This window comes from Erythrobacter litoralis HTCC2594, assembly GCF_000013005.1.
Lineage (GTDB): Bacteria > Pseudomonadota > Alphaproteobacteria > Sphingomonadales > Sphingomonadaceae > Parerythrobacter > Parerythrobacter litoralis_A.
The window spans coordinates 316987-341001 of record NC_007722.1 but is presented as its reverse complement, the minus strand read 5'-3'; the positions used below and the strand labels follow the sequence as shown (position 1 = coordinate 341001).

Annotated in this window: 12 protein-coding genes; 6 read left to right on the top strand and 6 right to left on the bottom strand. The window is 63.4% G+C overall.

Annotation, left to right across the window (positions count from 1 at the left end; genetic code table 11):
• Positions 1-7: 7 nt before the first annotated feature.
• On the bottom strand, positions 8-1180 hold the full coding sequence (locus EL2594_RS01465) for an acetyl-CoA C-acetyltransferase (protein WP_041685523.1): 1173 nt from the start codon (positions 1178-1180) through the stop codon (positions 8-10).
• A gap of 148 nt (positions 1181-1328) precedes the next feature.
• Between EL2594_RS01465 and EL2594_RS01460 the strand changes: the two genes are divergently transcribed.
• The 3 genes from EL2594_RS01460 to EL2594_RS14805 are packed head-to-tail and all read left to right on the top strand — an operon-like array spanning position 1329 to position 4664.
• On the top strand, positions 1329-2072 hold the full coding sequence (locus EL2594_RS01460) for a 2OG-Fe(II) oxygenase (protein ID WP_011413262.1): 744 nt from the start codon (positions 1329-1331) through the stop codon (positions 2070-2072).
• Positions 2069-3751, top strand: coding sequence for a putative 2OG-Fe(II) oxygenase (locus EL2594_RS01455; protein WP_011413261.1), 1683 nt, complete (start codon positions 2069-2071; stop codon positions 3749-3751). Before EL2594_RS01460 ends, EL2594_RS01455 begins: the two co-directional genes overlap by 4 nt.
• A 4-nt stretch (positions 3752-3755) precedes the next feature.
• Positions 3756-4664: a class I SAM-dependent methyltransferase gene (locus tag EL2594_RS14805; RefSeq protein ID WP_011413260.1), complete on the top strand. Its 909-nt coding sequence runs from the start codon at positions 3756-3758 to the stop codon at positions 4662-4664.
• 154 nt (positions 4665-4818) lie between these two features.
• Here the strand turns inward: EL2594_RS14805 and EL2594_RS01445 are convergent, their stop codons facing one another.
• Positions 4819-7746 (bottom strand): TonB-dependent receptor domain-containing protein, encoded by a 2928-nt coding sequence (locus EL2594_RS01445; RefSeq protein ID WP_011413259.1) that lies wholly within the window; start codon positions 7744-7746, stop codon positions 4819-4821.
• 217 nt (positions 7747-7963) lie between these two features.
• On the opposite strand from EL2594_RS01445, the gene EL2594_RS01440 reads away from it, so the two are divergent.
• Complete coding sequence (locus EL2594_RS01440; protein ID WP_011413258.1) at positions 7964-8488, top strand: hypothetical protein; 525 nt, start codon at positions 7964-7966, stop codon at positions 8486-8488.
• A 121-nt stretch (positions 8489-8609) separates the two neighbouring features.
• Here the strand turns inward: EL2594_RS01440 and EL2594_RS01435 are convergent, their stop codons facing one another.
• The 4 genes from EL2594_RS01435 to EL2594_RS01420 form a co-directional block, all read right to left on the bottom strand.
• A complete protein-coding gene (locus EL2594_RS01435) occupies positions 8610-10607 on the bottom strand; it encodes an alpha/beta hydrolase family protein (protein ID WP_011413257.1) in 1998 nt (665 codons plus the stop codon).
• Positions 10608-10727: 120 nt separating this feature from the next.
• Positions 10728-14186, bottom strand: coding sequence for a TonB-dependent receptor domain-containing protein (locus EL2594_RS01430; RefSeq protein WP_011413256.1), 3459 nt, complete (start codon positions 14184-14186; stop codon positions 10728-10730).
• 369 nt (positions 14187-14555) lie between these two features.
• Positions 14556-17135 (bottom strand): ATP-dependent chaperone ClpB, encoded by a 2580-nt coding sequence (gene clpB / locus EL2594_RS01425; protein ID WP_011413255.1) that lies wholly within the window; start codon positions 17133-17135, stop codon positions 14556-14558.
• Between the two features lie 146 nt (positions 17136-17281).
• On the bottom strand, positions 17282-18721 hold the full coding sequence (locus EL2594_RS01420; RefSeq protein ID WP_011413254.1) for an ATP-binding protein: 1440 nt from the start codon (positions 18719-18721) through the stop codon (positions 17282-17284).
• Positions 18722-18850: 129 nt separating this feature from the next.
• Here EL2594_RS01420 and EL2594_RS01415 point away from each other — a divergent pair, with 129 nt between their 5' ends.
• Together EL2594_RS01415 and EL2594_RS01410 are read left to right on the top strand one after the other, a co-directional pair.
• Positions 18851-21094 (top strand): acylase, encoded by a 2244-nt coding sequence (locus tag EL2594_RS01415; RefSeq protein ID WP_049762414.1) that lies wholly within the window; start codon positions 18851-18853, stop codon positions 21092-21094.
• 50 nt (positions 21095-21144) lie between these two features.
• Positions 21145-23997 carry a M16 family metallopeptidase gene (locus tag EL2594_RS01410; protein ID WP_011413252.1) on the top strand — a complete coding sequence of 951 codons (2853 nt, stop codon included), beginning with the start codon at positions 21145-21147 and terminating at the stop codon, positions 23995-23997.
• The last annotated feature ends 18 nt before the right edge of the window (positions 23998-24015 follow it).

Here is a 24015-nt window from a genome sequence, read left to right as displayed (position 1 = left end):
CTAGACCCTAAACCGCCTCGACAATCGTCACATTGGCGACACCGCCGCCTTCGCACATCGTCTGCAGGCCGTACTTCTTGTCATGGCGCTTGAGCGCATGGACGAGTGTCGCCATCAGCTTGGTGCCGGAAGCCCCCAGCGGGTGGCCTAGCGCGATCGCGCCGCCATGGACGTTGAGCTTGTCCGGGTCCGCGCCAGTGTGCTTGAGCCACGCCAGCGGCACCGGCGCAAAGGCTTCGTTGACTTCGTAAAGATCGATATCGTCGATCTTCATGCCCGCGCGCTCCAGCGCCTTGTCCGTGGCGAACAGCGGCTCTTCCAGCATGATGACCGGATCACCGGCCGTCACCGTCAGGTTGTGAATGCGCGCCAGCGGGGTGAGGTTGTGGGTCTTGAGGAATTCCTCGCTCACCACCAGCACAGCGCTCGACCCGTCGCAGATCTGGCTGGAGGTGGCGGCGGTGATCTTTCCTTCCGTGCTGATCAGCTTGACGCCGGCAATGCCGTCCAAAGTGGCATCGAAGCGGATGCCTTCATCCACAGTGTGCATCTGCTCGCCTTCGGGTGTTTCCACTTCGACCGGGACGATCTCGGCTTTGAAAGCGCCGGTTTCGGTCGCCTTGATCGCCTTCGCATGACTGCCGAGCGCGAAGCTGTCGAGCTGGTCCTTGTCGAAGCCATGCTTGTTGGCGATCATTTCCGCGCCCATGAACTGGCTGAACTGAACCTTCGGGTATTTCTCTTCGAGGCCCGGCGATTTGTAATGGCCCAGCCCTTCCTTCATGTGGAAGGTCGCGTTCGAGCCCATCGGCACCCGGCTCATGCTTTCGACGCCGCTGGCGATCACCGCATCCTGCGTCCCGCTCATCACCGCTTGCGCCGCGAACTGGATCGCCTGCTGCGACGAACCGCACTGGCGATCGATCGTCACCGCCGGGGTCGATTGCGGCAGGTGCTTGGAGGCCAGCACGCCCATGCGGCCAACCTGCATCGCCTGCTCACCAGCCTGGCTGACGCAGCCGGTCACCACATCGTCAATGGCCGCCGGATCCACTCCGCTGCGCTCGACCACCGCATCGAGCGATTTCGCCAGCAGGTCGACCGGGTGGACACCGGCCAGGCGGCCTCCACGACGGCCCCCCGCGGTACGAACGGCTTCGACGATATAGGCGGTGGTCATGGGCATTCCTCTCGATACGTTGCGATTTGCCACTCGCGTAAGGTGACCTTACGTTTGCGTCAACCGGGTTTCTGGACCGTGTTTTCCGCTCGCGGTGCACCATCCGGTTGCCAAGCCGAAGCGCATAGGCATAAAGCGCGGCGGGAACATGGCGAAGAAGCTCTTCGAGATTAATCCGGACCTGGACCGGGCCGAACTGGCGGCGCGTTTCGCACACGACACGCGCGTGCAGGTGCGCGATTTTCTCACAGAAGAAACGGCCAAAGAAATCCGTTCGATCCTGCAGACGGCAACGCCGTGGGGCCTCGCAATGCAGGCCGACGGCTCGGGGCAGGACGGGCCGCAGCAGGTCCTGCCGCAGCAGATGAACACCCGCGAAGGACAGCAGCGCGCGCAGGCACTGGGCGCAGCCACCGACAAGGCAGCAGCGCAAGGCAAGTACGCTTTCCGCTATGCGCAATATCCGATCCTGCAGGCGGTGCAGGAAGGCTGGAACCCGGGCAGCCCGCACGAGCTTATCCTCGAATACATCAACGCGCCGGACTTCATCCAGCTGGCGCGCGACATCACCGGTTTCGACGATCTGGTTAAGGCCGATGGGCAGGCGACGCTCTACGCCAGGCAGCACTTCCTCGGGCGCCATATCGACAGCCACGTCGCCGAGGGGTGGAAGGTCGCCTACGTGATGAACTTCACCATCGACGACTGGCATCCCGACTGGGGTGGGTATCTCCAATTCCTGGACGAGGATGGCAACATCGAACAGGGCTTCCTGCCGCGCTTCAACTCGCTCAACCTGCTGCTGGTGCCGCAGCCGCATTCGGTCAGTATCGTGGCGCCCTTCGCGCCGCTGGGGCGCTATGCCATCACCGGCTGGCTGCGCGACCGGTGAGCAGCGCCCCCGCCCCGCAGGATTTCCACGCCCGCGCGGTTGCTGCCGAACGCGCCGGCAATCCTGCCGAGGCGCTCACCATTCTCGAAGAGGGGCTGAAGGCGCATCCCGGCCATGCCGACCTGCTCAACAGCGCAGGCAATGTCTGCATCCGGCAGGGTGACCCGGCCAAGGCCGCCGAATTCTTCGCCGCCGCGCTTGAGGCTCGCCCAAGTACGGTCGATTTCGCCATAAATCTCAGCATTGCCCTGTGCGGCAGCGGCAAACCACAGGCAGCCGTTGCTGCGATGGCTCCGTTCGAAAACCAGGGACGGGAGGCCGTGCGCTACTGCTCAGCCAGGGCTGCGGCGGAGCGGCAAGCGGGCAATCCTGCAGCAGCAGCCGAGTGGTACGATCTGTGCCTCGCGCTCGATCCGAACCATGCGCGCGGGTTGCACGGACGGGCACGAACCGCGATCGAACGCGGCGAGGCCGATGCGGTGGCGCGGGTCGATGCCGCGTTGGCGGTCAATTCAGGCGATGCGGACATCTGGCTTGCGAAGGCGCAGGCGCTCGATGTCGCCGGCGATCGGCAGGGCGCGCGCGAGATCGCAGAGCAATTGGTCGAGCAGGCGCCGCACTGGCTCGAAGGGCTGCGCTTCCTCGCCCAGCTCCGCCACGCCGCGGGCGACAAGGAGTGGTGCAACCACTACACATTGGCAGCGATGAGCGTGCAGCAGGATCCCAACATCCCTGCCGATCACATCTCCGTGCTCGCCGGGCTGGACTACGCGGCAGACGCGGCAAACGTCGCCGCAGAGGCGCGCCAGCGGTTTCCGCAGATCCCGCAATTCGCTCTTCTCGAAGCGGTGAATGCCGGGGCCGCGGGCGATGATGCTCGGGCGGACACAATCTTCGCCGAACTCGCCTTGGAAAGCGCGGACCGCTTCGTGCAGGAAGCCCGGCATCGCTTGCGGCTGGGGCAGGTCGACCGCGCGCACGCTGCGTTGGACAGGGCGCTGGCGGAGCAACCCTGGGATATTTCCGCCTGGGCGCTGCGCGGAATCGCGTGGCGGCTGGAGGGCGACGATCGCGCGGCGTGGCTGCACGAGCAGGAGGGTCTGGTCGGGCTCGAGCCGCTGGTCGAGGCCGATAGCGTGCTGCCGCCAGCCATCGCCAAGCTTCATCAACTGCACGATAATTCCCCCATGCCCTTGGGCCAGTCGCTGCGCGGCGGGTCGCAGACGCGCGGCATCCTGTTTCACCGCACCGAACCGGAATTCGCGGCGCTGCAAGACGCGATCCTTGCGACGCTGGAAAACTATCGCAGCGGCCTGCCGCCGCTCGACGAGGCACATCCGCTGTTGCGGCATCGCGAGACGCCGTGGCGGATCCTCGGCTCCTGGTCGGTGCGACTGCTGGGTGGCGGGGATCATCATACCGCGCATATCCATCCGCAGGGGATCGTCAGCTCCGCCTGCTACCTCGAACTGCCGGAGGGGCGCGGCAAGGGCGAAGGCGACCTCGAAGTGGGCCGCCCTGCCCCCGACCTGCGTGTCGATCTGGGGCCGGTCCGCGTGATCGAACCCAAGGTCGGCCACCTCGCACTGTTTCCCAGCACGCTCTATCACGGCACCACGCCCTTCGGGCCGTCGCGGCGGATGACGGTTGCTTTCGACGTCGTAACTCGCGAGGACTGAGACGATGGCACACGACAGCGAAGCAGCCTGGGGCGACTTCTGGGCCCGGCAAAGCGGGCAGCAGCGCGGTGGGTGTCTGCCAGAAGGCTGGCGCGGCATCGACGCAGTCCAGCAAGAAGCGTGGCACGGCTTCGCAGCCGACTTGCCGCAAGGCGCGCGCGTGCTGGATCTGGCCACGGGCGACGGCCGGGTGATGCGCTGGATGCTCGACACCCGGCCCGACCTGGAATGCACAGGCGTCGATCTGGCGCCGAGCCTGCCGCCCCCGCCGAAAGGCACGACAGTCAAATCCGGCATTCCCATGGAAGAGCTGCCGTTCGATGATGGAAGTTTCGAAGCTGTCGTAAGCCAGTTCGGCTTTGAATATGGCGATATGGCCAAGACCGCGCATGAGATTGCGCGCGTGCTGGCGCCGGGCGGCACGGTGGCGCTGATGACGCACCGGCTCGAGGGCCCGATCCTCGCCCACAACAAAGCGCGGCGGATGCAGATCGGCTGGGCATTGGAGCGCAAGGATGTCATCGGCGTTGCCAAGCGAAGTCTCGCCTTGCGCGCAGGCGGCGTAGCTGCCGTCCCGATGGAAATCACGCAGGCGGTGCAGGAAGGCGCGCATCGCTTCGGGCCGCAATCAGCAGCGTGGGAAATTTCCGAAGCGGTGCGGCGCACCTTGCTGGCCCCGGCACATGTCCCGGCTGCCCAACTCGCGGCGACACTCGATCAGATCGGCGTGCAGGCCGCCAATGAAATGGGGCGGATCGCATCGCTGGAAGCCGCTTGCAGAACCGCGGCGGATGAAGATGCGTGGGCGACTGCATTCGAGGCTGCAGGCTTTGTATCGGCAAGCAGCGCGCCGCTGGCCGAAGCGCAAGAATCGGCCCCCTTTGCCGAATTTCGCCTCCTGACGCTGGCGTAAAGCCCAACCCCTGTCAGTTAGAACCTAACGGACGCGCCCCGGTTGAGGAACCGCGCCCGCTAGCATCCGCGAGCCGACAACCTCCCGCGCAAAAGAAAAGGGCGGCGGAGCCGAAGCTCCACCGCCCGTTTTCTGTCCTTGGACTAGCGTCGTCTTAGAAGCGGAAGTTCGCCGAGACGAAGAAGTCGCGACCCAGCACGTCGTAGGTGCTCGGGTAGGTGTTGGCCTGCTCCTGGTTGTCACCAAGGCGGGTTCCGTCGTTCTGGTTCTGAACGACAACACTACCGGCCGTGAACACGGGCGCTTGCGGCAGTTCGTCGAACAGGTTGTTGACACCGAAGGCCACCGTCACCTGCTCGTTCACGTCGAACGAGAAGGTCAGGTCGATGAGGTCGTAAGCCGGAATACGCTCGACGCCGTTGAAGGCAGCGTAATCGACCGTATCGTCGTCATCTTCGACGCCGGACAGGTGACGCCAGCGGATCGAGGTAGTCAGTGGGCCGTCGACGAACGACAGACGCGACGTCCACTTGAACGAAGGCGTGGGCTCACCACAGGTCTGGCCGAACTCGCCGGCGCACTCAACGACGTTGGCGCCCGGGAACGCTTCGAACGATGCGCTTTCGGTCCAGGTGCCGAGGAAGTTGAGATTGACCGTCTGCTCACCGGTGTCGGTCAGCAACGAGAACGGGATCGTCGTCGTGTAGTTGACCTGAAGGTCGACACCCGAAACGCCGAGGTTCGCAACGTTCTGCGGACCAAGGACCGGCGGGTTCGCCGTCGTGATGGCGCCACCGGCGTTACGAATCGGACCGAACGCGAAGAACGGCTGACAAGCTGTCGCAGCGGGGTTCTGGACCTGGTTGAAACACAGATCGAACGATTGCTGCAGCGAGATCGTGCTGATCGCGTCCTCAACTTCGATATCGAAGTAGTCGGCCGTGATCGTCAGGCCCGGGATGAAGGACGGCTGAAGCACGATACCTGCAGTGAACGAGTCAGACGTTTCTTCCTGAAGCAGCGGGTTACCGCCGAACAGAGCCGGGATCTGCGTGTTCAACTGGATCTGCGAGCTACCGAGATTGGCAGCCGGCACGCCGTTGGCGACGCAGATGTTGCCCAGCGCGCTACCCGGAGTAGCAGCAGCCGTACCACACGGGTCGGTTGCACCCGGGAAGCCGATTGCCTGACCGCCGAACAGTTCGCCCACGTTCGGGGCACGAACTGCGCGCTGGTACTGGCCACGAAGAACAATACCGTCGACCAGTGCGAGTTCCGCACCGCCAGCATAGGTCCACACGCCGCCGATCGCGTTGAGCGAGTAGTCGGAATAGCGACCTGCACCGGTCAGTTCGAGACGCGTACCGCCATCGGTTTCGAACACAGGTACGTTGAGCTCTGCAAAGAACTCACGCACGTTGTAACCACCTTCGGTCGGGCTACCGGCGTTGAAGCCGATCACGTCACCCGAGGCGAGAGCCGTGTCGGGAATGAACTGCGAAGCAACTTCGCGGTACTCGACACCGGCTGCGAAGCCGATGTCGCCGCCACCGAAGCCGAGGTCGCCGATGAAGCCCGAGAGGGCAGCGTTGGCAACTTCAAGCGTCGAGATGTCGCCGTTCTGCGCACGGATCGAGATCTGGTTGACCATGGCAGGCGTGAGGGTGTTCAGGCCGAAGATGTTAATCGCCGGATCGGTGCCATCGAGGCCGCGCTGGAAAGCGGACCGCGAGATGTTACCCTCCTGGACGTTGGCGTTACGCGTGCGGGCGTACATATAATACGCGTCGTAATTCAGCCAGTCGGTAAGCGAACCACGGACACCGCCAAGCACACGGAAAGCGTTACGCTCGTCGAGGCTGTTACGCGGGCCGGTTTCGATCGTACGACGCTGCAGGAAGAGCGCCAACTGGTTGTTGTTCGGAGCCGAAGCACCGGTGCCGGTTTCAGTACGATCAAGCTGCTGAAGCTGGGCGAAGTCGGACGGCGTCAGGAACGGCTGGATCACGCCGAGATCGACGTTGAACGTACCGGTTACCGGAGTAGCCGCCAATTCCTGGGCTACGCGGTTGTTGACGAACGACACTTCCATGTAGGCTTCATGGCCGTCGGCGAATTCATAATCCGCATAGCCGCCGATCAGGTAACGTTCCTGCGGGATCTGCAGGTAGTTGACCGGAGCATAGTTATAGAGGTCACCGGTCCGCGTACGGAAGTCACCCGCAACATCGTCGAACACGACGGCACGGTTGGCCGCGAAGTCGGTGCCAGTGCGGGTGCCGTTGCCGAAGTAGCGAATGACGCCGTTCGGCAGAGTCGACGAACCGAACTGCTGCTGCGGAACACGCGAGGTCTCGCCACCCAGCGCGAAGAACGAGAAGTCGCGGTCGCCCTGGAAGATCGGCTTACGATTGAAATATTCGGCGAAGACAGTGGCGCTACCGCGACCATCGTCGAACGAGGTACCGATCGCACCGTAGATGTTATAGCGTGCGCCGTCGCCTTCCTGCGTCAGCGAGTACTGGCCACCGACTTCGATGCCTTCGACATCCTTGAGGCGGAAGTTCACGACGCCGGCAAGAGCGTCCGAACCGTAAACGGCCGATGCGCCGCCGGTCACCACGTCGACGCTGTCGAGCAGGAACGACGGGATCGTGTTGAGGTCGACGATCTGCGCTGTATCGTAGAACATCCAGCGACGGCCGTTGACCAGCACCATGGTGCGGGTCGAACCGAGGCCACGCAGGTTCAGCGTGGCGGTACCGGTGCCGGGGTTGTTCGAGTTGGAGGTGAAGCCCGGGACAACCTGCGGCAGCGTGTTGACCACGTTTTCGACGTTGACCGTACCGGAGAGCTTGAACTCTTCATCCTGCACGACTGCGATCGGAGCAGCGGTCTCGACGTTGCGCTGAGCAATACGCGAACCGGTAACGACGATCAGGCCGTCGTCGCGGTTGGCATCGGCACCCGACTGAAGCGCTGCTTCGTCGTCGCCATCCTGAGCGTAAACTGGAGTAGCAACCATCGCACCGGCCATGATGGTACCGGTGAGAAGGGCCGCCTTGTTAAATCGGTTGGACATTCCAATCCCCTTGATCCTGCGTGCCACCTTGGCACGCCTTGAACGGTTGGTCCTTCGGACAGCTAGGTCCGAATGGGCCGCGTCTAGGACAGGGCGAAGCCGCGTAGCAATGCGGAAACCGCCGTTTTGCGCACTGCGCGGCCATGTGTGACTTTGAAGTGACAGTTGGCGCAGGGGCGACGCTGTGGCACTGACGCCTTGAAATCAGGGAGATTCCATGGTGCCCCGCTTGCCACTTATTGCCGTTTCGGCAGCACTTTTCGCAGCTTCGCCGTCCGTAGCCCAGGATGCCGAAGTTGCTAACGACACTGACACGATCGAACAGCTCAAATCCTGCCGGGCGATCGCCGACCCGATGCAGCGACTCACCTGCTACGACCGCGAAGTAGGCCAAGTCATCACCGCCACCGAACAGGGCACGCTGCAGGTCGTCGACCAGCAGGATGTCGAGGACACCAAGCGGCGCCTGTTCGGCTTCTCGCTGCCCAATCTCAAGCTCTTCGGAGGCGATGAGGGCGAACTGACCGAGCTGGAAACCACCATCACGCGCGTCCGCCGCGAGGGTCGCGAGGGCTGGATCTTCACGACCGAGGAAGGTTCGACCTGGCGCATCGCCGAAACCAAGCTCGGCTGGCGGCCTCCGCGTCCGGGCCAGACAGTGGTGTTCAAGCGCGCCGCCATGGGCAGCTTTTTCATCCGCGTGAACGGCCAGATCGGGGTGAAAGGTCGCCGGATCGAGTGACCGCTATTGCGCGACCGGCAGGGCTCGTTTGCACTGAGCCTCAGCAATCGCAGGGCTGGACATGAAAAAGGCGCGACCCGCGGGCCGCGCCTTTTCTGTTTGATTGCCTGTCAGCGCAGGATCACAGGCCGCCCGGCCCGCAATCGTTGGCGAGATAGTCGATCATCTTGGTGTAAAATGCTTCCTGGTGCTCGTACATCAGCGTGCGCGAGAAGTGATCGGCACCCTTGAGCGTCAGGTATTGCGCATTGGTCTTGCCCGCGTCCTCCATCGCCTTCTTGTAGTCGGTGAAGTTGAAGTAGAGCACGCGCGCATCGACGTCGCCGTGCACCATCAGCAGCGGGATCGAGGGCTTGTTCACCTCCTTGATCGGGTTGATGCCGATCATGCCGCGACGCTGGCTCCAGTCGTCCAGGGCCTTCGCATCGTTGGGATTGCGACGCTTCTTGTACACTTTCTCCGGATCCGCGACGGCCGCGCCGGCAATCGCACACTGGTAGAGATTGTCTTCACGCGTCAGCGCGACCAAGGCCGCATAGCCGCCGTAGGACCAGCCGAACATGGCGACGCGGTCGGGGTCGACCAGGCCCTGCTCGATCAAGTACTTGGCGCCATCGTCCTTGTCGTCCTGCATCAGCAGGCCGTGCTGGCCGTAAGCGTCGTCGAAGTGCTTCTGCCCCCAGCCGACGGACATGCGGTACTGCGGCTGCAACACCATGTAGCCGGCATTGGCGAGCAGCTGGCCCCATTCGTCATAGGTGACGACTTCGGTCACGTGCGGGCCGCCGTGCGGCAGCACGATCAGCGGGAACGGACCTTCGCCCTTGGGCTTGGTCAAATAGGCCGGAATCATGTGCCCGTCGCGCGCCGGATATTTGATGAACTCGACATCGGCGAGCTGTTCCGGCTGCAGCAGCGGGTTGCGGCTGCCGAGCTTGGTGATCTTGCCATCCTTGACGAACCAGAACGAGCCGGGATCCTTTGGGCCCGTGTTCTGGACCACCATGGTATTGCCATCGAGCGAACGGCTGGAAACGCTGATCTGGTGCGCGTTGGGAATGAGCTTGTAGAACTGCTCGTACAACGCGAGTTCTTCGGTGTCGAACCAGGCGCGCTCGAACTTGGCACCGGGGTAGACGGCGGCCACCAGCTTGGTCGAATCCGGCATCGAGCTCGTCGCGATGCCCATCACATCGGCATCGGGGGTCGAAAACAGCTTCTCGCCGAACTGGCCGGTCTTGAAATCGAACTCCCACAGCGCGGCCTTGTCCTCGCCACGGTTGTCGATGATGTAGCCGATCGTCGGGTCGTCTTCCTTGAAACCGGCGAGCCCCATGAAGCCGCCGAGGACGCGATAGAGATTCTCGTGGCTGTCGAGATCGTAGCTCTGACCGAACTCGGTCCAGGTCCCGTCACCTGGCAGACGGTAGTAGGTCTTGAGCGTCTTGGTCGCCGGATCGTAGGATTCGACATAGCGCGGGTTGCCTTCGAGATCGAAAGTCGGGCGCGGGTATTTCACGGTACCGCGCATCACGAGGTTCCGTTTGCCGGTCTCGAGATTGTAGCGGTAATAGGACCGCGGCTTGAACGCTGAGAACGGGTCGACGCCGGTCAGCGCGCTATCGTCGCGCCCGGTGGCGACGAGCACTTCCATCGGCTCGCCCGGCAGGATGTTGACGATGCTGAATTCGCCGTCGACCTGCTGGAACTTGTTCTTTTCCAGATTGTAGGAATAGGTCGCATATTCGCGCACGTCCTCTTCGGGGCCGTTCACCTTGCTGCGCTTGACCTGCCATGCGGTGCCGAAAATGTGGTTGCTGCTGACCCAGCTCGCGCTGATGAATTCCATCGGATCGGCGTTCAGGCGGCGGAACGGCTTCGACATGTCGTCGGTCTTGTAGATCTCGAGGATGTGCTCGCCTTCGCGGCTCTCGGTCTTCAGCACCAGCAGGTGCCTGCCGTCGGGCGAAACCTGCACGGTGTTCACGACATTGCGCAGCGCCCAGACTTCGATCGGCACCGAGGGCTGGTTGTCCTTGGCGGCCATGGCGGCAGGTGCCAGGCCAGCTGCCATCGCAGCCCCGGCAACGGCAAAACAGGCGGTCTTCAGCAGCTTCATAATGCGACTCTTACAATTGGGTGGATGGAGAACATATCGGATTGGAATTGATACGAAAAGGGCGGCCCAAGCGCAATTGCCCGGAGCCGCCCTTCCCTGGTTCAACAAGGCTGAACCTTCTTAGAACGACTTCTCGACGGAGAAGAAGAACTCGCGGCCGTCGTAATCGTAGCCGTTACCGATCGCGGTATTGGCGATCGCGAGGACTTCGTTACCGTCGACCAGCGGCGGAGCGGTATCGAACAGGTTGTCGATACCGGCGCGGAAGGTCCAGGTTCCGGTCCGGTAGCGGAACGAGACGGTGTGCAGGAACTGCTCGTCCGCAAAGCCCACATCGCGACAGAACACGCCGTCGCCAGCGAAGTTCGCACCGCCAGCGCCCGTACAGGTGTCACCGAAGAAGCCGGTACCGCGGCTGCCGAAGGCATCGTCGAACTCGTCGATACCGAGAATGTCCTGCTCGACCGGACCCGTGTAGCGGATCTGGTAGGTTACGCGGAAATTGTCGATGTCCGCCGTCAGCGTCGAACGACCGGTCCACTTCGGCAGGCTGAATTCGCCGGCATCGTCGTCGAAGGTTTCTTCGCCGGTGTCGTCGATGAACAGGGTCGAACGTTCCATCAGGTGGTTCGCTTGGACGGTCAGACCGAGATCGACCAGCGTACCGAATAGGCTGACTTCGGACCCGATGAACAGGTTGAAGTCCATGCCTTCGACCTTTTCCTGGTCGAGGTTGAGGAAGTTCGGCGTCGTCTGCTCGACGAGGAAACGACCGGTCGGGCTGGCATCGATGATGATGTCGTCGCAGAACGGGCTGCGCTGGCCATCGTCACGGGTGTAGCAGTCGTTCAGGATGAACTGGCTGCTCGGCTCGACCACCGAATCCTTCAGCTTGATACGGTAGTAGTTGAAGCCCAGGCTGAAATCGATCGGCCCGAAGGTTTCCTCGAACGCGAAACCGGCGGTCAGCGAGGTCGAGGTTTCCGGATCGATGTCGAGCGAACCCTGGCGAACGATTTCGACGCTTGCCGTCTGCAGCGTATTGAAACCGTTGGTGCCGACACCGGCCACCGTCGGGTCACGACCTTCACGGCGACAGTTCTGCAGGATCACCGGATCGCGCGGATCGGTTGCCGCATTGTAGGCACCGCCGACGAAGGCATCGTCCGGAACGGCGCAGGGATCGAACAGCGTCAGGAAGCCCGACTGACCGAGCAGGAAGTTCTCACGCAGGTTCGGTGCGCGGAACGACGTGCCGTAGCTGGCGCGCAGCAACAGCGGCTCGATCGGACGATAGCCGATCTTGGCCGAGTAGGTAAAGTTGGTGCCATAGAACTCCTCGTTCGTAACACGGCCCGACAGGTTGACGTTGAGTTCCTGGATGCCCGGCTGACCCGCGATTAGCGGGAGATCGAGCTCGGCAAAGCCTTCCTGGATTTCCTTCGAACCGATTGCGCCGCGGTCGGCAAAGAAACCGAACAGCAGGCCGTCCGAAGCAGTAAGGTTCGGCTGCGAGTTGATTTCGTCGCGGCGGAATTCGCCACCGAGCACGAGGCCGGCAGTGCCACCCGGAAGCTCGAACAGGTCGCCGGTGACGAAACCATTCCAGACGATCTGTTTGTAGGTGGTGTCGAATTCGCGGACCCCGAAGACATAGTCACGCTCGGCCTGGGTTGCGAAGTCACCGATCGGTGCACCGAGGATGCTCGGGGCGAACAGGTTAACCGGCACACAGCCCGCGGCGTTGAGATCGGGAGCGGCAGCGTCGGGGTTGGCGAGACCTGCACCGTTACAAACGCCGATGAACTGCGGATCGCCGAAGAACCCGAATACGTCGAGGTTGCTGTCGTAATCGTCGGCAATGCCGTTGCCGTTGTTATCGATCACGCCGTCGCCGTCGTAATCGGCGGTGGGGTCGAGACCGATGGCAAGAGCGAGCCGGTCTTCACGGATACCGCGACGGACCGAGGAACCCTCCGAGCGGGAATAGACCAGCGAGGTTTCGAAGGTCCAGCTCGGGCCGAAGATCGGCGCGTCGCCGCGAATACCCACGACCGCACGGAACTGCTCCTGAACGATGTCGACGTTGTTGCGATCACCGACGACGGAAACAATCGGCGATGTCGGAAGCGGGAAGCCGGTCGACAAGGGCCTGAACGGCCGACCCGCTTGTGCTTGCAGCGCGTTGTCCACTGCACGACAGTCAACGCCATCGGGGTTGGTGATGAAGTTACATGGGTTGAAGGGGTTGAGGTCGGGCACGCTCGGAAAGAGCTGCGGGAAGCCGGTATTGTCCGAGAAAATCTCGGCGCGGCTGTAGTTGACTTCGAAAAACGGCGTCAGGTTCACTTCGCTGGGGAAGGTGTACTCACCGTAAGCCATCACGTTGAACAGCTTCTGCTCGCTCAGGAAAGTCTGGTCGAGGTTGGCGCCGTTGGTGTTGACGTTCTGGAAGTCGACGTCGCGGATGCCATCGCCATTTGAATCGAGGTCGGTTCCGAAGAAGTTCGTCGACTCGCCGAAATTGAACGGACGGCCGGTGCGCGGGTCACGCGGGAAGTTGGCGATGTTGCCGTTGGCCGGAAAATAAACCGAACCGAAGCGGGCGAACGGCTGGAAGATACGGCCGCTGATGCCGCCGATCTTACACTCGCTCTCCGACACCGAAACGCCGGGTGTCCGGTTCTGGACGACAGCATTGTCGGCGACGCCGAGCGTCAGGAGATTGCCGCTCTCGTCGATTTCGCGATGTGTATCGCAGCCGCTGAAGAAATCGCGGTCGCGCAGGCGGACGGCATCGCGGTAATCGTATTCGGCACCGATGCCGAAGAAGCCGCGGTCGCCGTTGACGCCCCACGCGGCGCTGAGGGTGTAGTCTTCACCGGCGCCTTCAGGGTTGATTTCGCCGCGAGCGAACAGCTCGAGTCCGTCGAAGTCCTTGCGCAGGATGATGTTACCCACGCCGGCAACTGCGTCCGAACCATAGATCGACGACGCGCCGTCGAGCAGGAGGTCATAGCGTTCGATGAGCGAGCCCGGGAGCAGGTTGATCGAGGGGACGGTCGGCGCGCCTTCCACACCGGCCGGAGCGAGGCGGCGGCCGTTGACGAGGAGCAGCGTACGGTCGGCACCGAGGCCGCGCAGGTTCAGCGTCTGCGAGCCCGGGCCATTGTCGAGGACGAAGCCCTGGAAGGTTGCGTCGATCTGGGTACCGGCAGCGGATTCGGAACGCTGCAGGATCTGCGAAGGATCGAACAGGCCGGCATCGCGCGACTGCTCGGTCTGGAGGACCTGCAGCGGGGAGATGCTGGTGAAGGTGTCGCGCTTGAGGCGCGAACCGGTGACGACGATTTGACCTTCGGGCGGAACCACATCTTCCGGGTTCGAAGTGATGTCCGGGGTTTGCTCGTCTTCACAGCCCTCGGGCAGGGTGCCGTCGGCACTCAGCGCACATTCGTCGCCTTCGAGAGGCTCAGGGGTCCCTACGGTCTGTGCAAATGCCGGACCCGAAACGGCGAGAGCGACGATAGAAGCGGACAGCGTCAGCCCCTTCACCGAATTAATGCGATTCTTGTTCATGGTATCTCCAGTCAGTGCGACCGGAACCGACAGCCCCCATCAAAGAGACGCAGAAATCGAACCCAGCCCCCCGGCTGCCGTCGAACGCGACTCGAATATGCGGAACCCCCAGTTCCTGCGGTGTCGCCTAGGTGCAATAGGCGCCGCGGAAATGTCAAAAGGCTTGCCCATGCGCGGTTCATTGTCCCGCAAGCATGTTGCCGAAATCCCACAATCGAGCGACGCGATCCACGCAGTCGGCATAAAATTGCCCGAGCGGAAGCGCGCACGAAAGATCATTACAGCCCTTGCGCGCGGCAGGCACGCCCGCTCCGCCGGGATTGCATGGTCGGCCGAATATCCTGACCGAAAGCCGTATTGGGGTAGCCGTCAGGCGACTTCCATTTCCAACTCGCCATCGCCCTCGTCGATCTTGACCGTGCTTCCATCGGGCACCTTGCCCTCCAGCAGCAGTTCGGCGAGTGGGTCCTGCACGTAGCGCTGCACCGCGCGCTTGAGCGGGCGCGCGCCATAGACCGGATCGTAGCCGACCCGCCCCAGCCAGCGCTTGGCGGCATCGGTCAGGTCGAGCACGATCTTGCGATCCGCCAGCAGTTTCTGGACGCGGCCCACCTGGATATCGACGATCGGCGCCATGTGCTCCATCGACAGGCGGTGGAACAGGATGATCTCGTCCAGCCGGTTGAGAAACTCGGGGCGGAAATGCCCGCGCACCACGTCCATCACCTGCGGCTCGACATCGGAGACCTTCTGGCCATCCTCCATATTGGCGAGATACTGGCTGCCGAGATTCGAGGTCAGGATGATCAGCGTGTTGCTGAAATCCACCACCCGACCCTGCCCGTCCGTCAGCCGTCCATCGTCGAGCACCTGCAGCAACACGTTGAAAACATCGGTATGCGCCTTCTCGACCTCGTCGAACAGCACGACCTGGTAGGGCCGCCGCCGCACGGCCTCGGTCAGCACGCCGCCTTCGTCATAGCCGACATAGCCCGGAGGTGCGCCGATCAGGCGGGCGACCGAATGTTTCTCCATGAATTCGGACATGTCGATGCGGACCATGGCGTCGTCATCATCGAACAGGAACCCGGCCAGCGCCTTGGTCAGTTCGGTCTTGCCGACGCCGGTCGGCCCGAGGAACAGGAAACTGCCGAGCGGGCGGCCCGGATCCTGCAACCCCGCGCGCGCGCGGCGGACGGCCTTGGACACGGCGATAATGGGCTCTTCCTGGCCGATCACGCGCTTCGACAGCAGCTCTTCCATCTTGAGCAGCTTGTCGCGCTCGCCCTCGAGCATCTTGTCGATGGGGATGCCGGTCCAGCGTGAAACGACGCTGGCGATATCGTCTTCGGTCACTTCTTCCTTGAGCAGCGCGTTTTCCGTGGTCGCGCGCGCTTCCTCGAGCTTCTTTTCCAGCTCTGGGATTCGCCCGTAGGACAGCTCGCCGGCCTTGGCGAGATCGCCCGACCGCTCGGCCTGCTCGAGTTCGATCCGCGCCTGGTCGAGTTCTTCCTTGATCCTGGTCTCGCCTTGGATCTTGTCGCGCTCGTTCTGCCAGCGCGTGGTCAGTTCGGACGATTTCTGTTCGAGTTCGGACAATTCTTTGCGCAGGGTTTCGAGGCGGTCCTTGGACGCGCTGTCGGTCTCTTTCTCGAGCGCCTGCTCTTCGATCTTGAGCTGGATTATGCGGCGATCGAGATTCTCGATCTCTTCGGGCTTGCTCTCCACTTCCATGCGGATGCGCGAGGCGGCCTCGTCCATCAGGTCGATCGCCTTGTCGGGCAGGAAGCGGTTCTGGATATAGCGATCGGACAGCCGCGCCGCCGCCACCAGCGCGCCGTCGGTGATGTTCACGCCGTGATGCAGTTCATATTTCTCGGCAATGCCGCGCAGGATGCTGATCGTGTCCTCGACGCTCGGCTCGTCGATATAGACCGACTGGAAGCGCCGCTGCAGCGCCGGGTCCTTCTCGACATATTTCTGATATTCGTCGAGCGTCGTCGCGCCGATGCAGTGCAGTTCGCCGCGGCTGAGCGCGGGCTTCAAGAGGTTGGACGCATCCATCGAGCCTTCGCTCGCGCCGGCCCCGATCAACGTGTGCATCTCGTCAATGAAAAGGATGATCTGCCCGTCGGCGCCCTTCACTTCGTCGAGCACGGCTTTCAGGCGCTCCTCGAATTCGCCGCGATATTTGGCGCCGGCGATGAGCGAGCCCATGTCGAGCGACATGAGCGTACGGCCCTTGAGGCTGTCGGGCACATCGCCATTGGCGATGCGCAGCGCGAGGCCTTCGGCGATGGCGGTCTTGCCGGTGCCGGGATCGCCGATCAGCGCCGGGTTGTTCTTGGTCCGGCGGGCAAGGATCTGGATCGTCCTGCGGATCTCCTCGTCGCGCCCGATCACGGGGTCGAGCTTGCCTTCGCGCGCAGCTTCGGTGAGGTCGCGGGCGTATTTCTTCATCGCGTCGTAGGCTTCTTCGGCGTTGGCGCTGTCCGCCGTGCGCCCGCCGCGCAGCTCACTGATTTCCGCTTCGAGGGTCTTCGCATCGACATTGGCCGCCTTGAGCGCCTGCCCCGCCGATGTGGTGGTGGCGAGCGCCAGCGCGACGAGCAACCGCTCGATGGTGACGTAAGAGTCGCCCGATTTGTCGGCGATGGTTTCGGCCTGGTCGAGGATGCGCACGGTGTCGTTGTCGAGGCCCGGCGTCTGCTGCGCTCCGCCCCCGCTCACCGCCGGAATCTTGCCCAGCGCCGCATCGACTTCGTCTTCGACCGTGCGCGGATTGCCGCCGGCACGCGCTATCAGCCCGGAGGCCATGCCTTCCGGATCCTCGATCATCGCCTTGAGCAAATGTGCCGGCGTGATGCGCTGGTGGCTCATACGGATCGCGACCGTCTGCGCGGCCTGCAGAAAGCCCTTGGCACGGTCGGTAAATTTCTCGAGATTCATCGCCTATCCCTCAATCGTTACCCGAGACATATAGTGTTGTAAATGTGCAACACAAGTCCTTCAACCCCTCGACGAGGAGGTGTGTTAGTCGGATATAGGACCAGGTGCGCGCTCGAACAGGGGGCGACGCGATTTTTCCGGCCAGATCACTCGGCTGGCTGACTTTCGAGCCCCGGCACCAGCAGGCTGCGCCCACCGCCGAATTCCTCGCGCACGACGATCAGGCCGAGCTTTTCGAGATGGTCGAGCAAGCGTCGGATGCGGCCCGGCGAGCTGGTGCCATAGACCCTTGCCAGCTCTTCGTCTTCGGGTGCCGACAAGCCTTGGGACGCCGCCGCAGCGATCGCGAGATAAGGCGCGAGGATATCGTCATCGACATGCGCACCCAGTTGCAGCACTCGAGCGCGCGTTGGCTCGTCCAGCCGCTCCAGCCTTGCGCTGGCAATCGCGAACTGACGACGGAAAGCTGCCATATCGATCGGCACACCCAGAAAGCCTTCGGCCCGCGCGCGGGTCAGGAAGGTCTGGTAGAGTCGGCTGGCGGACTGGAAGGTTGCGCCATCCTCCCGGGCCAGCGCTTCGAGAAGAGCCGCCAGCTCCGCATCGCGATCCACGCTGTCCCCTGCGGCCGGTTCGCCGGTAGTGGCCACCGCCGGAGTGTCAGGCACAAGCTCCGCCGGTTTGGGCGCAGGCGGCGGTGGCGGCGGCGGAGAGGTCCCCTGCACATCAGCTGTCAAGTCGCCGGTCAGCAGCGCTTCCATGCCTCCGCTTGGCGCATTGGGCAGTGGCACCAGCCCTTCGGCGCGCGCTTGGTGGCCGGTCTGCACCGGGCCGATCTTCACCGCCACCGGGCGGCGGCTGATCGCGGGGCCTAGGGCGAGAAAATGCCCGCGCTCCAAGTCGCGTATCCGCTCGGCCTGTCGCCGCTCCATACCCAGCAGGTCGGCGGCGCGCTGCATGTCGATATCGAGGAAGGTCCGCCCCATCAGGAAGTTGCTGGCTTCCGCCGCGACGTTCTTGGCGAGCTTCGCCAGCCGCTGGGTCGCGACGATCCCGGCCAGCCCGCGCTTCCGCCCACGGCACATCAAGTTAGTCATCGCCGACAGCGTCATCCGCCGGGTGTCTTCACCGATCTCGCCCGCGACCGAAGGCGCGAACATCTGCGCCTCGTCGACCACCACCAGTGCCGGGAACCAGTGTTCGCGCGGAGCTTCGAACAGCGCGTTCAGGAACTGTGCGGCGCATCGGATCTGCTGCTCGACTTCCAGCCCGTCGAGATCGAGCACCACGCTCGCGCGGTGCTCGCGAATGCGCCGCGCCAGCGCCTCGATCTCCGGCGGCGAATAGGCCGAGCCGTCGATCACCACATGGCCGAATTTCTCCGCCAGCGACGGAAAATCGCCTTCGGGATCGATCACCACCTGCTGCACCATCTCCGCGCTCTCTTCGAGCAGGCGGCGCAGCAGGTGCGACTTTCCCGAACCGCTGTTGCCCTGCACCAGCAGGCGCGTGGCGAGCAGTTCCTCGACATCGAACAGCACGGGCTTCTTGCCCGCTTCATGACCTATGGTGATTTCGGCTTGCACGATTCCCTGCCTAGCGTGCGCCGATCGTCAACCGGAAGATCGCCCCGCGACTTATCCTGAGTCGATTTGCCCCTTCACCCCGCTCACGCGGGTCGCTAGGCTGGCCACAACCGGAGAGGTCTGACTACGATGAGAAAATGGATGCTGCGGATCGGCGGCGGCGTGCTGGCGCTCGTGCTGGTGGTGCTTGTAGGGCTGATGACGTGGGAGCCGTTCTTCGCCCGCGAGACCGCCGCGCCCAGCACGCACCGTACGTACCGGGCCGAAATTCTCCGCAGCGACTACGGCGTGCCGCATATCTACGGCGAGACCGATGCCGATGTCGCTTACGGCGTGGCCATCGCGCAGAGCGAGGACGATTTTTTCACGCTGCAGGACGTGGTCGCCATGTCCAAGGGCCGCTATGGCGCGATCGCCGGGCCCGACGGCGCGCAGGTCGATTACGTCTATTACCTGCTCGACGCGCGCGGCACGGCCGAACGGCAGTATGGCAGCCTGCCCGCCGATACGCGCGCCATCTTCGATGCTTATGCCACCGGGCTCAACCAATACGCCGAAGAGAATCCCGACGAGCTGAAACTCGCCGGGCTGTTCCCGGTCAATGGCGAGGATGTCGCCGCGGGCTTTGCGCTGCGTCAGCCTTTCTTCTTCGGGCTTGCCGGAGTCATCGGTCAACTCTCCGACAACAAGCCGCCGCGGCGCGAGTTCGGCCCCGATATTCCCGGCTTCCCGCGCGAAGGCAGCGGGGGCGACGAGATCGAAGTGGAGCGCAAACCTGCGCAGACCGCCCGTGCCATGCCGCTTCCGTGGGGTGAAATGGCGGCGCTTTCAGGCTCCAATGCCTTTGCCGTCGCGCCTGAAAAGTCGGGGGAAGGCACGATCCTGATCTCCAACAGCCACCAGCCGCTGGAAGGGGGCGTCGCGTGGTACGAAATGGTCGTCGAGAGCGGCGAAGGGTGGCATTTTACCGGGGCCAACTTCCCCGGCTCGCCCTTCCCCTTCCTCGGGCACAATCGCACGCTCGGCTGGACCAACACCGTCAATCGCCCGGACATGGTCGATATCTACGAGCTGGTGCTGAACGAGGACGGTACCCAATACCGGCTCGACGGCGAATGGCGTGATCTCGAAGCGCGCGAGGTCACGCTGCCGGTAAAGCTCGGCCCGCTTGTGCTGCCGATCCGCGAAACCGTCTATCGCAGCGTCCACGGCCCGGTGATCGTGAACGACAACGGCGCCTTCGCTATGCGCTATGGCGGGATCGACAATATCGACCAGCTCGACGCCTATTACCGGCTCAACAAGGCCAGCACGCTGGAGGAATGGCAGGCGATCCTCTCCCGGATGGACGTGCCCTCCACCAATTTCATCTATGGCGATGCCGAGGGCAATATCGCCATGGTCTACAACGCAGCGATCCCGGACCGCCCGGAAGGGCACGACTGGCGCGGCATCCTGCCCGGCGATCGCTCAGACCTGATCTGGGACGGTCCGGTCGACTACGCCGCAATCCCCAAATACGTGAACCCGGCCAGCGGCTGGCTGATGAATGCCAACAACACGCCGTTCAGGGCGGCAGGCCCGGACAGCGACCTCTCGCCCGACAGCGTTTCGCCCTATCTCGGCGTCGAGCTGAAGCAGACCAACCGGTCGCGCCGCGCGTGGAAGCTGATGAGCGAGGCCGGGCGGCTCGACAACGACACCCTGCGGCGGATCAAATACGACACCGCCTACGAACGCGAAGGCTATGTCGCAGATCTGTGGGACGCGCTCGAACAATTCGAGCCGGGCGATGCCGATCTCGGCGAAGCGCGCCGCATCCTGCTGGAATGGGATTTCACCGCCGACAATGTCGGCCCGGGCGACGCCCTGGCGCTGCTGATGATTAGGGACTTCATGTCGGCCGAATACCAGAACAAAGCCGAAGCGCCCGATGTCGCCACACATCTGCGCAAGGCGGTCGATCACCTGCAGGAGCACTTCGGTCGGCTCGATCCGCCGATGAGCGAGCTGCTGCGCCTGCGGCAAGACCCGGGGCTGCATGCCGTCGACCTGCCGCTCGACGGCGGTTCGGACACGCTGCGCGCATCGACCACCTGGCAGGTCGATCCCGACGGCCGCCTGCGGCTGGTCCATGGCGACAGCTTCATCCAGTGGGTCGAGTGGCGACCGGGCGAGCGGGTGCGATCGCGCTCGGTCCAGCCGTTCGGTGCAGCGATTACCCGGCCCGACAGCCCGCATTTCACCGATCAGGCGACGCTGTTCGTCCAGAAGAAGCTGAAACCGGTCCACTTCTGGCGCGAAGATGCGCTCGCCAATGCCCGGAGCCGCAAAATCGTCACGAACCAAAAGGCAGTGACCAGCCGGAACTGACTCGATACATACCCTTTTCAATAAAGAACCACACCTGTCCTGGAGAGACCATGCTTCGTTTTGCTTCGACCAGCCTAGCCGCCATCGCAATCGCGACGTCCGTTCCCGCTCTTGCCGACAATCACGCAGCCAAGCCCGAAGCCGCGGCGACATCGGCCGAAGCCATCGCCCCGTTGCCGGACCTGATCGACGAAGTCGCCATTCCCTACACCCAGTTTGAGCTCGACAACGGTCTGACCGTCATCGTGCACGAAGACCGCAAGGCCCCGATCGTGGGCGTCGCCATGTGGTACAATGTCGGCTCCAAGGACGAGCCGGAGGGCAAGACCGGCTTCGCCCACCTGTTCGAACACCTGATGTTCAACGGCAGCGAAAACGCACCCGGCGACTATTTCCAGTATCTGCAGGAAATGGGCGCAACCGATTACAACGGCACCACCAGTTTCGACCGCACCAACTACTTCCAGACCGTGCCCAGCGGCGCACTGGAACGGGCGCTGTGGCTGGAAAGCGACCGCATGGGCTACCTGCTCGGCGCGGTCACGCAGGAAAAGCTCGATAACCAGCGCGGTGTCGTCCAGAACGAAAAGCGCCAGGGCGACAACCAGCCGGGCGGCCTCGTCTTCTACGAGATCGTCGAGACGCTCTTCCCCAAGCCGCATCCCTACGGCCACACGCCGATCGGATCGATGGCAGACCTCGATGCGGCCAGCATGGAAGACGTTCGCGCCTGGTTCCGTGACAAGTACGGACCCAACAACGCAACGCTCGTCCTCGCCGGCGACATCAGCGCCGACGAAGCGCGCCCCCTGGTCGAAAAGTATTTCGGCGCAATCGAACGCGGGCCGGTCAACACCCCTGCAGCCGCAGCGATCCCCGAGCTGGACGAAGATGTCCGTACGGTGATGAAGGACCAGGTCGCCGCCACCAATATCAGCCGCTACTGGACTGCACCGGGCCTCGACAGCCGCGATCTCGTGGCGCTGACGGTCGGCGCGGAAATCCTCGGCGGGCTCTCCTCCAGCCGTCTCGACAATGCGCTGGTCCGCGACGAGCAGATCGCGGTCGGCGTTTCGGCGGGCAATTTCTCGTTCCAGCGCGTCGGCGTGCTCAATGTCGGCGCGACGGTGAAGCCGGGCGAGGACGCGGCCAAGGTCGAAGCGCGGATGGACGAGATCATCGCCGAACTCATCGCCGAGGGACCGACCGAAGACGAGGTCCGCCGCGCGGCCACCCAGCAGGTCGCCAGCACCATTCGCGGGCTCGAGCAGGTCGGCGGCTTCGGCGGCAAGGCCGTGACGCTCGCCAGCGGCGAGGTCTTCGTCGACGATCCCGAGTTTTATGCCAAACAGCTTGAAATTCTCGCCACGCTGACCCCTGCCGAAGTGCAGGCAGCGATGCAGCGATGGATGACCCGCCCGGCGATGACGCTGGTCCTCGAACCCGGCGAGCGCGAAGACGATTACGAGGAAGCGGCCTCCGTCGGCGACAGCGAAGATGCCGACGCAGACCCGGCCGACAATACGCTGACGGTATCGGTGGAGCGGCCCAAGCCGGAGATCGAAACGCTCGCCGAGCTCGATTTCCCCACCGTGCAGGAAACCACGCTGAGCAACGGCATGAAGGTTTATTATGCCCAGCGCGACGCCGTACCGGTAACGCGCGTGGCGATTTCCTTCGATGCCGGCTCGGCCGCCGACCCGGTCGCGAAGCGCGGGCTCGAGGGGCTGGCGATGAGCCTCTATGATGAAGGCACCACCACCCGCAGCTCGCGCGAAATCGCGGAAGAGCGCGAGCGGCTCGGCGCGGTCATCTCGACCGGCGGCGGCTCGGACCGGTCGACCTTCACACTGACGGCGCTCACCGCCAACCTCGCGCCTTCGCTCGACCTGATGACCGATATCGTGCGCAACCCGGCCTTCGACGAAGGCGAGCTGCGCCGCGTCAAAGCGCAGACGATCACCGGTATCCAGCAGCAGATGCGCACACCGCAGGGCATCGCCAACATGACGCTCACTCCGTTGCTCTACGGTGAGGACAGCCCCTATGGCGATAGCGGCAGCGGCACGGTCGAATCCGTCTCGGCGATCACGCGCGACGATCTGGTGATGTTCAAGAACCGCTGGATCCAGCCCGACAATGCCGAGCTGTTCGTGGTTTCCGACATGGCGCTGGAGGATATCAAACCGGCGCTCGATGAGGCGTTCGGTCAGTGGGCCGCCAACCGCATGGCCCGCGGTCTGAAGGATTTCTCGACCATCGCCGAGGCGCCCGAGCAGACCAGGATCGTGCTCGTCAACCGACCCAACTCGCCGCAAAGCTTCATTTACGGCGGGATGATCACCAATGCCCGTGCGCAGGATGCCGGTATCGTCGACCTGCTCAACGCCAACAATGCGCTGGGAGGCAACTTCCTCGCCCGGCTCAACATGAACTTGCGTGAGACCAAGGGCTGGTCTTACGGCGTGCGCGGAGGCGTGTCGCAGCGAGAAGGGGCGGTCGGCTACCTCGTATCCGCCCCGGTGCAGGCCGACCGGACGGGAGATTCCCTCGCCGAACTGCGCCGCGAGATCGGCGAGTTCCTGACCGACCGGGGCGTCAGCGAGGACGAGCTGGTCCGGATCGTCAACAACGAGATCCGCGAGCTGCCGGGCCAGTTCGAAACCTCGGGCGCGGTGCTGAACGCGATGCAGACCAACGCGCTCTATGATCGCCCGATGGATTATTACGAAACCCTGTCGGAACGGTACACTAACCAGACGACCGAAAGTCTCGATGCCGCAGCGCGCGAAGCGCTCGACCTCGATCGCTTCACCTGGGTCGTGGTGGGTGATGCCGAAAAGGTCCGCCCGCAGCTCGAAACCCTCGGCCTGCCGATCGAACAGATCGAGCTGGAGCAATAATTGACACGCATGTAAATA